The sequence below is a fragment of the Stenotrophomonas sp. SMYL20 genome (assembly GCF_036320045.1).
In the GTDB taxonomy this organism is placed as follows: domain Bacteria; phylum Pseudomonadota; class Gammaproteobacteria; order Xanthomonadales; family Xanthomonadaceae; genus Stenotrophomonas; species Stenotrophomonas maltophilia_A.
In genome coordinates, this window is sequence record NZ_JAWIRT010000011.1 from 50,119 (window position 1) to 61,361 (window position 11,243).

Annotated in this window: 8 protein-coding genes; 1 reads left to right on the forward strand and 7 read right to left on the reverse strand. The window is 66.4% G+C overall.

The window, feature by feature from the left end; translation table 11 throughout:
• Window positions 1-147: 147 nt before the first annotated feature.
• The gene (locus V3B48_RS10225; RefSeq protein WP_032127691.1) at window positions 148-1,053 is read right to left on the reverse strand and encodes a LysR family transcriptional regulator; all 906 of its coding nucleotides are present in this window, start codon (window positions 1,051-1,053) and stop codon (window positions 148-150) included.
• Between the two features lie 119 nt (window positions 1,054-1,172).
• Here V3B48_RS10225 and V3B48_RS10230 point away from each other — a divergent pair, with 119 nt between their 5' ends.
• Window positions 1,173-2,162, forward strand: coding sequence for a zinc-dependent alcohol dehydrogenase family protein (locus V3B48_RS10230; RefSeq protein WP_180845292.1), 990 nt, complete (start codon window positions 1,173-1,175; stop codon window positions 2,160-2,162).
• 43 nt (window positions 2,163-2,205) lie between these two features.
• On the opposite strand, the gene V3B48_RS10235 is transcribed toward V3B48_RS10230, so the two are convergent.
• From V3B48_RS10235 to V3B48_RS10260, 6 genes are all read right to left on the reverse strand, one after another.
• Entirely contained in the window at window positions 2,206-4,734 is a 2,529-nt protein-coding gene (locus V3B48_RS10235) for a membrane-bound PQQ-dependent dehydrogenase, glucose/quinate/shikimate family (protein WP_329893688.1), read from the reverse strand.
• A gap of 131 nt (window positions 4,735-4,865) precedes the next feature.
• Window positions 4,866-7,580 carry a DNA gyrase subunit A gene (gene gyrA, locus V3B48_RS10240; protein ID WP_049400193.1) on the reverse strand — a complete coding sequence of 905 codons (2,715 nt, stop codon included), beginning with the start codon at window positions 7,578-7,580 and terminating at the stop codon, window positions 4,866-4,868.
• A 218-nt stretch (window positions 7,581-7,798) separates the two neighbouring features.
• The gene (gene mtnA / locus V3B48_RS10245) at window positions 7,799-8,863 is read right to left on the reverse strand and encodes an S-methyl-5-thioribose-1-phosphate isomerase (RefSeq protein WP_049400195.1); all 1,065 of its coding nucleotides are present in this window, start codon (window positions 8,861-8,863) and stop codon (window positions 7,799-7,801) included.
• Window positions 8,864-8,910: 47 nt separating this feature from the next.
• Entirely contained in the window at window positions 8,911-9,639 is a 729-nt protein-coding gene (locus V3B48_RS10250) for a DUF3011 domain-containing protein (RefSeq protein WP_032127686.1), read from the reverse strand.
• 142 nt (window positions 9,640-9,781) lie between these two features.
• Window positions 9,782-10,738: an EF-P lysine aminoacylase EpmA gene (epmA, locus tag V3B48_RS10255; RefSeq protein WP_329893689.1), complete on the reverse strand. Its 957-nt coding sequence runs from the start codon at window positions 10,736-10,738 to the stop codon at window positions 9,782-9,784.
• Window positions 10,735-11,220, reverse strand: coding sequence for a GNAT family N-acetyltransferase (locus tag V3B48_RS10260; RefSeq protein ID WP_032127684.1), 486 nt, complete (start codon window positions 11,218-11,220; stop codon window positions 10,735-10,737). Before V3B48_RS10260 ends, epmA begins: the two co-directional genes overlap by 4 nt.
• Between the last annotated feature and the right edge of the window lie 23 nt (window positions 11,221-11,243).

Sequence of the window (11,243 nt, forward strand, 5' to 3'; positions counted from 1 at the left end):
TCTGCTGCAACACCTCAACGGTGACGCTGAATGCATCGATGCGCTGCCATCCACTCCGCGCGCGTGGTGGAATGCGCACAGCCCCGGATGCAACGTGAGTGCGAGATCCTTCGCAGTTGATGGAAACCCTGCTACCCGCTGGCCCCGCTATCGCCTTGCCATCGTCTGTTCGCTGAATCGCGCCACGCAGAAGTCCAGGAAGCTGCGCAACTTGGGCGTCAGCTGGCGATCGCGCGGATACACCAGGTTGATCCAGGTCGACACCGGTACGTAGTCCGGCAGCACTTCCACCAGCTCACCACGCGCCAATGCTCCGGCCAGCATTTCGTGCGGTTGCAGGATCAGCCCCAGCCCTCCGATGGCGGCGGTCAGCAGCGGCTCGGCCTGGTTGACCATGAAGCGGCTGGACACCGGCACGGTCAGCACGCCGCCATCGGTATCGCGAAAGCTCCAGCGGGTGCGGATGATCGAATGCGCGAAGCCCAGGCACTCGTGGCGGCTCAGGTCATTGGGATGGGCAATGGCCGGGCGCGAAGCCAGATAGTCCGGCGAGGCACACAGGACCAGCGGATACGGCCCCAACCGCCGCGCCACCAGCCCACTGTCGGCCAGATCGCCAGTGCGGAACACCAGGTCGTAGCCGTCTTCAACGATGTTCACCAGACTGTTGGACAGGTTCAGATCGACCTGCACGTCCGGGTACTGCTGCAAGTAGGCCACCACCGCGGGGCCCAGCGCGTGCACGCCGAAGGTGACCGGCGCACTGATGCGCAGGCGCCCCATCGGCCGCCCGCGCGCCACTTCGGCCAGCTGCTCGGCCCCCTCCACTTCCTCCAGGATCACCCGCGCCCGCGCCAGGTAGGCCTGGCCGAAGTCGGTCAGGCTCTGCTTGCGCGTGGTGCGGTTGAGCAGGCGCACACCCAGATGCTGCTCCAGCGCCTGGATGTGCTTGCCGACCAGCTGCGGCGACAGGTCCAGTGCCTCGGCAGCGGCGGCGAAGGAGCCGACCTCGGCCACCTTGGCGAAGGTCCGCAGGGGAACGATCAGGTCCATTGCAAACAATTGTTTTTCAATGAAACGCCAGATTACCCCTTATTCTGGATGCAGACTACGCGCACAGTAGCGCTCACCCTTTCGCCGGCGCCCTCGCCGGCCCTTCCTCGGAGCCCCCCATGAGCCAGGTTGTCCGCATCCACGAATATGGCACTGCCGATGTACTGCGCATCGACGATATCGACGTTCCCGCCCCCGCCCCTGACGAAGTCCAGATCCGGGTGAAGGCGATCGGCCTGAACCGCGCCGAGGTGATGTTCCGTAACGGCGCCTACCTGCAGGAAGCGCAGTTCCCCAGCCGCCTGGGCTACGAAGCGGCCGGCGTGGTTGAAGCCGTCGGCAGTGCAGTGAGCGGATTCACCGCGGGCGATGCGGTCAGCGTGGTGCCGCCGCTGGATATCGCGCGCTGGGGCACCTACGGCGAACTGGCCAACGTGCCGGCACGACTGGTAGTCAAGCATCCGCAGGCACTGGACTTTGAAACGGCCGCCGCGGTGTGGATGCAGTACGTCACCGCCTGGGGCGCGCTGTTGGAACAGGCACGCCTGGCCGCCGGGGATTTTGTCATCATCACCGCCGCCAGCAGCAGCGTCGGCCTGGCCGCCATCCAGATCGCCAATGCAGTCGGCGCCACGCCGATCGCTGTGACCCGTGGCCCGGGCAAGCGCCAGGCCCTGCTCGACGCCGGTGCCGCCCATGTCATCGCCACCCAGGAACAGGATCTGGTGGCCGAAGTGGCGCGCATCACCGGCGGCGCAGGTGCCCGCGTGGTGTTCGATCCGATCGGTGGCCCGCAGTTCGTGCCGCTGACCGAAGCGATGGCGCGTGGCGGCATCCTGCTGGAATACGGCGCGCTGAGCAGCGAACCCACGCCGTTCCCGTTGTTCAACGTGCTGGGCAAGTCGCTGACGTTGAAAGGCTACCTGTACTCGGAGATCGTTTCCGACGATGCCGCGCTGGCCCGCGCGAAGGCATTCATCGTGGATGGCCTGGACAAGGGCACGCTGGCACCGAAGATCGCCAGGGTGTTCCCGTTCGCGCAGATCCAGGACGCACACCGTTACCTGGAATCGAACGAGCAGATCGGCAAGGTGGTAGTGACGGTGTGATCCAGCGTCATGCAACGGGGGCGGCCCACCGCCCCCGTTGCGGTTACCTCGGCAACGCAAACGCCATCACGTAATCGCCGTTCGGGGTTTCCATGAAATGGTGGCCGCCGGCCATGATCACCACGTACTGGCGCCCGCCCTGCTCGTACACCATCGGATTGGCTTGGCCTCCCGCGGGCAGCTTGGCATGCCACAACTCCTTGCCGGTCCTCAGTTCGATGGCGCGCAGCAGGTCATCGGTGGCGGCAGCGATGAAGATCAGGCCGCTGGCGGTCACCACCGAACCGCCATTGTTCGGTGTGCCGATCTCGATCGGCAGGCCGGAGCGGATGCCGAACGGTCCATTGCCACGCGCACTGCCGAACGGACGGTCCCACAGCAGCTTGCCGGTGCGCAGGTCGATGGCACGGATGCCGCCATAGGGCGGCTGCTTGCACAGCAGACCGGTGAACGGCAGGCGCCAACCGGCATTGACCTGGATGGCGTAGGGCGTGCCCACCTGCGGGTCACCCGCGCCTTCTGCTCCGCCCTTGTCGAACCGGATCTTTTCGCGCGGCAGCCAGCCCAGCCGGTCGGCCTCCGCGCGTGGCACCAGCCGGTTGTAGTTCGGCATGTCGTTGTAGTTGGCCACGATCACGCCGCGGCGCGTATCGATGGACACGCTGCCCCAGTCCGAGCCGCCGTTGTAGCCGGGGTACTCGATGGAATGGCGGTCACTGCTCGGCGGCGTGTAGAACCCTTCGTAGTAGGCCTTGCGGAACTGGATGCGGCAGACCAGCTGGTCGATCGGGGTGATGCCCCACATGTCACGTTCGGTCAGCTCATGCTCGCGACGCAACGTGTGATACAGCGAGAACAGTTGCGTGGGCGAGCGCTGCTCGGGTTCAACACCACCGATGGGCACCTTGCGCTCCTCGGCAGCACTCAGCAACTGGCCGTTGCGGCGGTCGAGGATGTAGATGTCGCCCTGCTTGGTCGGCAACAGGATCGCCGGCACTTTGCCGGCAGCGGTCGGGTAATCGATCAGGCTGGCCTGCGAACCCAGGTCGTAGTCCCACACATCCTTGCGCACCGCCTGGAAATGCCAGACCGGCTTGCCGGTGGCCACGTCGATCGCCACCAGTGACGTCGCATAGCGGTTCTGGTTTTCCGTGCGTGAGCCGCTCCAGTAGTCACCCGCGGAATTGCCCAGCGGCAGGTAGACCAGGCCCAGCGCCTCATCACCGGTGGCGGTGGTCCACATGTTGGGCGTGCCGCGCGTATAGGTCTGCTCGCGCGGCGGCAGACCGCTGCGCTCGGGCTGGTCCATGTCCCACGCCCAGCGCAGCTTGCCGGTGATGGCATCGTAGGCCTGGATCACACCCGACGGCGCATCGCGGCGCTGCCCGTCCAGCACCTGGTGACCGGTCACGATCACCCCGCGCACGATCGCCGGTGGCGAGGTGATCGACACGTAACCCGGTGGCACCTCACCCATGCCCAGGGTGATGTCGACCTGGCCGTTGTTGCCGAAGTTGGCGCAGGGGCGGCCGCTGTCCGCGTCCACCGCGATGATGCGGCCGTCCAGCGTGCCTTCGATGATGCGTGCCCAGCACGCCGGACGGCTGCCCGGTGCAGCACTGCGGGTGACGCTGGGCGACGGCTCCGGCAGCGCCAGATCGGCGGCGACATCGGCCAATGCCGCATCGGCAATGGTCGGCGTGCGGGGCTGCTCGTAGTAGCTCACCCCACGGCAGGCGGCGGTGTACGGAATCGAGGTGTCCTTCACTTTGGGATCGAACCGCCACAGTTCCTTGCCGCTGGCGGCATCGAGTGCGATCAGGCGGTTGCGCGCGGTGCACAGGTAAAGGCGATCGCCGATCTTCAGCGGCGTGGTTTCCGCGCCCCAGCGCTTCTTGGGCATATCGCCGGTACGGAACTGCCAGGCTGGCTGCAACGAGGCCACATTGGCCGGGGTGATCTGCTGCAGCGGCGAATAGCGGGTGGCGGCATTGCTGCGGCCCCACGCCGGCCAGTCGCCCTCGGCGGGCTGGTCAGCCGGCTGCAGGCCCGTGGTATCACGCGTAGGTTCCAGTCCGGCGCTGACCGCGCCTTCCGGGAACGGCTGATGCCCATCCACTTCACCATGCGGCGCAAAGGCCAGGCCGAAGGCGGCCACGAACACCAGCATCAGCACACCCGCCACGCTGCGCGACAGGCGTTTGGAGACCGGCTCGTGCAGGGTGGGCGCCAGCAAGGCCAGCACGATGCCGAGTGCGGTCACCAGGCCCAGCCGGGGCACCCAGCGCCAGTAGTCGCTCCCTGACTCCCACCAGGTCCACAGCAGCGTGCCGATGAACACCAGCGCGTACAGCAATGCACCGCTGCGGCGGTTGCCGAACAACAGGATGCCGCTGGCCAGCAGGCCGAGCCCGGCGATTGCGTAGTACGCCGAGCCGCCAAGGCTGAGCAGCCACGCACCGAGCCCGCCGATGACCAGGCCGAGCACGACCAGCAGCAGCGACAGCACGGTGACAAGGGGATGCCGGGAGGCGCGAACGGGGGCAGGAGCAGACTGCGGCGTGGCGGACATCGTCGATCTCCGGGGGCAGCATGCGCCGTTATCCCACCGCCTGCGTGAAGCGCGCGCGTATGTGCGGCATCCGGATACGACGACGCCGGCACAGGGCCGGCGTCGTCGGGTACCTCAGGCTCGCGGCAGGATCACTCCTGCGCGGCGTCCTCGCTGCTGGCAGCCGCCGGTGCGCCGTCGGTCGCGGCCGGTGCGGCGACGGCCACCTCGTCCTCGTCTTCGTCGATCGAGGCATCCATGCGCTCCACCGCCTGCAGCTTCTCGTCCTTGGACAGGCGGATCAGGGTCACGCCCTGGGTGTTGCGGCCAACGCGGCTGATTTCCGAGCCACGCGTACGCACCAGGGTGCCACCATCGGAGATCAGCAGCACTTCGTCGCTGGAGCCCATCAGCACTGCGGCGACCAGCTTGCCGTTGCGCTCGGTGGTCTGGATGCCGATCACGCCCTGCGTGCCACGGCCCTTGCGCGGGTAGTCCGGCAGCGGGGTGCGCTTGCCGTAGCCGTTCTCGGTGGCGGTGAGGATGTACTGCACGCTGGCGTCATCGGCGCCGTCGATCACCGCATCGCCATTGGCTGCGGTTTCCTCGACACCGTTGTCGTCCTCGTTCTCATCCTCGCTGCCACCGGCACTCTCGGCCACGATCAGGCTGACCACTTCCTCGCCGGCCGGCATCTTGATGCCACGCACGCCGGTTGCGGTACGGCCCATCGAGCGGACCTTGTCTTCACCGAAGCGCACGGTCTTGCCGTTGGAGGCGAACAGCAGGATGTCGCGCTCGCCGTCGGTCAGGCCGACGCCGACCAGGGCATCGCCCTCGTCCAGATTGATTGCGATCTTGCCGCGCGCCAGACGGAAGGCGAACTCGCCCAGCGGGGTCTTCTTGACCGTACCGTTCTTGGTGGCGAAGAACACGAACTGGCCATCGGCGTATTCGCGCACCGGCAGCACGGCCTGCACGCGTTCGCCCGGCTCCAGCGGGATCCAGTTGATGATCGGACGGCCGCGGGCATTCGAACCGGCTTCGGGCAGCTGGTAGACCGGCAGCCAGAACACCTTGCCCGAGCTGGTGAAGGTCAGCAGCGTATCGTGCGTGTTGACCAGCCACAGCTGTTCGATGAAATCCTCTTCCTTGGTCGCTGCCGCACTGCGGCCGCGGCCGCCACGGCGCTGTGCGCGGTACACGCTCACCGGCTGCCGCTTCACGTAACCGGCATGCGACACGGTGACCACCACGTCTTCCGGCGCGATCAGGTCGAGGATGTCCAGGTCTTCTTCGCTGTGGCGGATTTCGGTACGACGCTCATCGCCGAACTCGGCCTTGACGTTGACCAGCTCCTCGCGGATCACCTGCAGCAGGCGGTCGGGATCTTCCAGGATGTGGATCAGCCCGGCGATCACTTCCAGCAGCTGCTTGTACTCGTCGGTCAGGCGGTCCTGCTCCAGCCCGGTCAGGCGGTGCAGGCGCATTTCCAGGATCTGGGTGGCCTGGATCTCGGTCAGCTGGTAGCCGCCCTCGATCAGGCCCACGCCCTTGGGCAGGTCTTCCGGACGCGAGGCTTCGGCACCGGCGGCACCCAGCATCGCACCGACCAGGCCGGGCTCCCACACGCGCGCCAGCATGCGCTCGCGTGCTTCATTCGGGTTCGGCGAGGTCTTGATCAGCTCGATCATCTCGTCGATGTTGGCCAGCGCAACGGTCAGGCCTTCCAGCACGTGGGCACGGGCGCGCGCCTTGCGCAGCTCGAACACGGTGCGACGGGTGACCACTTCGCGACGGTGGCGGACGAACGCCTCCAGCATCTGCTTGAGGTTCATCAACTGCGGGCGGCCATCGACCAGCGCCACCATGTTGATGCCGAACACCGATTCCATCTGCGTCTGCTGGTACAGGTTGTTCAGCACAACCTCGGCAGATTCACCGCGCTTGATCTCGATGTAGATGCGCATGCCGTCCTTGTCGGACTCATCGCGCAGCTCGCTGATGCCTTCAATCTTCTTTTCCTTGACCAGCTCGGCGATCTTCTCGATCAGACGCGCCTTGTTCACCTGGTAAGGAATTTCGGTGACGATGATCGATTCGCGGCCGTTGTCGGCCACTTCGATATCGGCCTTGGCACGGATGCGCACACGGCCGCGGCCGGTGCGATAGCCGGCGACGATGCCGGCAGTGCCATTGATGATGCCGGCAGTCGGGAAATCCGGGCCCGGGATGTACTCCATCAGGCCGTCGACATCGATTTCCGGATTATCAATCAGCGCGATGCAGGCGTTGATCGATTCGCTCAGGTTGTGCGGCGGGATGTTGGTCGCCATGCCCACCGCGATACCGGCCGAACCGTTGACCAGCAGGTTCGGGAACCGGGTCGGCATGACCGTCGGCTCCAGTTCCTTCTCGTCGTAGTTGGGCTGGAAATCGACGGTTTCCTTGTCGATGTCCGCCATCAGCTCATGCGCGAGGCGCGACATGCGCGCTTCGGTGTATCGCATCGCCGCGGCGGAGTCGCCATCGATCGAGCCGAAGTTACCCTGGCCATCGACCAGCATGTAACGCAGCGAGAACGGCTGTGCCAGACGCACCAGCGTGTCGTACACCGACTGATCGCCATGCGGGTGGTACTTACCGATGACGTCACCGACGATACGCGCCGACTTGAAGTAGGGCTTGTTGCTGTGCGCGTTGAGTTCGTTCATCGCGAACAGCACGCGGCGATGCACCGGCTTGAGGCCATCGCGCGCATCCGGGAGCGCGCGGCCCACGATCACGCTCATGGCGTAATCGAGGTAGCTCTTGCGCATCTCGTCTTCCAGGTTGACCTGGATGATTTCCTTGGCGTTTTCTGCCATTCGGGTTCCGTTGTCTGGTAGCGGTCCAGTCCGGCGCAGCCCTCTGCGGGAGGGGGTCGTGCCGGAACCTCGATTCAACCTGTGGATACTACCACAACAGGCCGTTCCCTGCCTCCATTTACGGGGATTTTACCGGCACAAATCAGGAACTTAGGGGGGTGCCGGCCAGCGGCCGGCACTACCGGGGGCGGAGGTCACGCTGCCCCCTCCCCTGTGCCTCACCCGCCGAAGGCGGCGCGCATGTTCTCGATGGTCGGGTTCAGGATCACCCCGCGCTCGGTCACGATGGCATCGATCAGTTCACCCGGGGTGACGTCGAACACCGGGTTCCAGGCGGCGATGCCTTCGGCCACGGTGCGGGTACCGCCCACGCCGTACAGCTCGCCCGGGTCGCGCTGCTCGATCTCGATCTGGCTGCCATCCACGGTCTCCATGTCCACGGTCGAGGACGGCGCCACCACCATGAACTTGACCCCGTGGTGGCGAGCGGCGATGGCCAGCTGATAGGTGCCGATCTTGTTGGCGGTATCGCCGTTGGCGCAGATGCGGTCTGCACCGACGATCACCCACTGCACGGCGCCGGTCTTCATCAGGTGCGAGGCTGCCGAATCGGCGATCAGGGTGGCGTCGATGCCATCCTGCTGCAGTTCCCACACGGTCAGGCGTGCGCCCTGCAGCCACGGACGGGTCTCGCCGGCGAACACGCGGGCGATGCGGTGCTGGGCCATGCCGGCACGGATCACGCCCAGTGCCGTGCCGAAGCCGGCGGTAGCCAGCGAGCCGGTGTTGCAGTGGGTCAGCACGCCGCTGCCGGCCTCGATCAGGCCCGCGCCCAGCGCGCCCATGTGGCGGTTGGCGGCCAGGTCCTCCTCGGCAATGGCCTGCGCTTCGGCTTCCAGCAGAGCCTTCCAGTCGGCGCCGGCGACGTTCAGGCAGCGACGCATGCGCGCCAGCGCCCAGGCCAGATTGACGGCGGTCGGGCGCGATGCGTTCAGACGCTGCAGCGCCGGCTCCAACTGCTGAAGCGCATGCGCGCCATCAGCGGCCTGCACGTCCCGCGCCGCCAGCACCACACCCCAGGCTGCGGCAATGCCGATCGCCGGCGCGCCACGCACGGTCAGCGCGTGGATGGCGCTGGCAACTTCGTCACTGTCATGGCAGACCACGTGCTCGACCACGAACGGCAGCTTGCGCTGGTCCAGCAGTTGCAGGGCATCGCCGGTCCAGAGGATCGGGCGGATGTGGTCATAACGGGCGTAGTCGATGTCGGAGGCAGTGTTCATGGGCCCATTGTAGGGCCACGCCCCGCGTGGTTGGAGCCTGCCCGGGCTCAATTCACCGAGAATTCGGCGCGGCAGCCGCCGTCCACCCAGATCCCGTTGCGGTTCCAGCCCCAGGTGTTGCCTTCCTCGCACGGGGTGCTGGACAACTGCTCGGTAACGACCGCGCCGACCGAAATGCTCGCCCCACAGAAGCGGCGCTTCTTCGACTTCGACTCGCAGGTCAGGCGGCGTGGCACGTCGACAAAACGGCCGTCCTCGTCAGCCACTTCGAAATCGCCCTGGCAACCACGGCTGGTCCAGACTTCATTGCGCTTGTAGCCCCAGCCCTGCCCTTCGCGGCACGGCAGCACCGACAGCTGGCGCAGCAGGCGCACCGGCGCCCCGTCCAGGCGCACCGGGCAACTCTGCGGGCGGCCATTGGATTCGCAGCGCACCACACGGCGGACCAGGCGCTTGCCTTCCGTTGCCGCAGGCGCTGCACCTTCCGCACGACGCGCACGGAACTCTGCGCGGCAGCCAAGGGTGACCCACACGCCACTGCGGTCGGTGCCCCATTCGCTGCCACGGATGCAACTGTTGCTGGACAACTGGCGCACAAGGTCGATGCCATTGCTGACGTCGATATCGCAATGCACCCAGCCCATGTCGCGCGATTCGCAGGTCACCACTTCGCCGTCATAGCCCGCCTGCTGGGCCGACGCCGATGACGGCAGCCAGGCACCCCAGAGCGCGATGGAGTACACCGGTGCAGCGACAACCGCAAACCACTTGACCAAAGCCTTCCCCAGCAGGAATGGATGAACTGCGTGCCAGTGTCCGGCATCTGCCGTGATAAGAGCATCATCCTGCTTACCGAAGCAAGCGCGGAAACGCGGAATTCCGTTCAGTCTTCGATGTTCAGGAACGTGCGCACCGCGCTCACGCGTGGGCGAAGTCGTAGGCCAGCACATCGGCGATACGCGGCGTGCGGCTCATCGCCATCAACAACCGATCGACACCCACCGCCACGCCAGCGCAGGCAGGCATCGATGGCAACGCCGACAGCAGCGCCTCATCCACGGACGGTTGCACCTGGCCCCGCTCATGGCGGCGCTGCAGGTCACGCTGGAATCGCGCACGCTGTTCTTGCGCGTCGTTCAGTTCGTGATAGCCGTTGGCCAGTTCCACGGCCCCCAGATAAAGCTCGAAACGCTCGGCCAGCGGCGGCGTGCCGGCTCGAATGCGTGCCAGTGCGGCCTGGCTGGCAGGCCAATCATGGACCACGGTCATCACCGCGTCATCGAAATGCGGCTGGATATGATGGGTCATCAGCAGATCCAGCCAGTCATCGCGGGTCAGCCCGACCGGGTCGATATGTACCTCGCCCAGCGCGGCACGCAGCGCGGCCTCGTCGGCATCGAACGGATCCACACCCACGTACTGCTGGAACAGCTCGCGGTAACTGAGCACACGCAGCGTCGCACTGCGCCCGACCAGGGCCAGCGCTTGGCCGACCAGCTCGGCGGTTTCCTGCACCAGGCGATGGTGGTCCCAACCTACCCGGTACCACTCCAGCATGGTGAATTCCGGATTGTGGCGGCCGCCCGCCTCGCCGTTGCGGAACACCCGGCCCAGTTCGTAACAGTCACCCACGCCCGCCGCCAGCAGGCGCTTGAGCGGATACTCCGGCGAGGTACGCAGCCAGCGGCGGCGGCCACCGGCATCGACATGGCCGGTGAAATCGGTATGGAAGCTGTCGATGTTCGGCTCGGTGTTGCCGGCCACCGACAGGATCGGCGTCTCCACCTCCAGCACATCGCGATCGGCGAAGAAGCGGCGCACCAGCGCGTTGAGCGCGGCACGCTGCTGCAGCGCGCGCAGCAGGGCCTCGCTCACAGGATGCCCTCCGGGCGCGGATGATCCAGCGGCAGGGTCAGCAGATCGCGGGTGTCATCGATGTAGCCACTGGCCAGGTACAGGCGCCGGGCCAGTTCGTTGTGGTGGTTCACTTCCAGCCGCAGGCGGCTGACGCCACGCCCGCGAGCGCGCTGTTCGCAGATGGCCAGCGCCTGCTTGCCGCGGCCGCGGCCGCGCGCGCGGTGGCTCAGGTACAGCTCGTCCAGCAACATGAAATGGCCGCCCTGCTCCAGGCTGAAACCCATCGCGATCACTGCGTAGCCCACCACCTCGGCGGCCTCGTCCAGCCACAGCAGCACCTCGCCATTGCGCGGATCGGCCAGCAGCGCGTCCACGCCGCGACGCACGCGCGCGTCGTCGAAGTCGATCTTGTCTTCGGCATAGAACTCGCGCATCAACGCGATCAACAGTTCTTCGTCGGCACGGGTGGCCAGGCGGAAATCCAGCGGAGCGGTCTGCATCGGTGTTCCTTTGTGTTTCATGC

Excerpts from the sequence above, each read along its gene's own strand:
- V3B48_RS10225 (WP_032127691.1), bottom strand. The coding sequence starts at position 1,053 with ATGGACCTGATCGTTCCCCTGCGGACCTTCGCCAAGGTGGCCGAGGTC.
- V3B48_RS10230 (WP_180845292.1), top strand. The coding sequence starts at position 1,173 with ATGAGCCAGGTTGTCCGCATCCACGAATATGGCACTGCCGATGTACTG.
- V3B48_RS10235 (WP_329893688.1), bottom strand. The coding sequence starts at position 4,734 with ATGTCCGCCACGCCGCAGTCTGCTCCTGCCCCCGTTCGCGCCTCCCGG.
- gyrA (WP_049400193.1), bottom strand. The coding sequence starts at position 7,580 with ATGGCAGAAAACGCCAAGGAAATCATCCAGGTCAACCTGGAAGACGAG.
- mtnA (WP_049400195.1), bottom strand. The coding sequence starts at position 8,863 with ATGAACACTGCCTCCGACATCGACTACGCCCGTTATGACCACATCCGC.
- V3B48_RS10260 (WP_032127684.1), bottom strand. The coding sequence starts at position 11,220 with ATGCAGACCGCTCCGCTGGATTTCCGCCTGGCCACCCGTGCCGACGAA.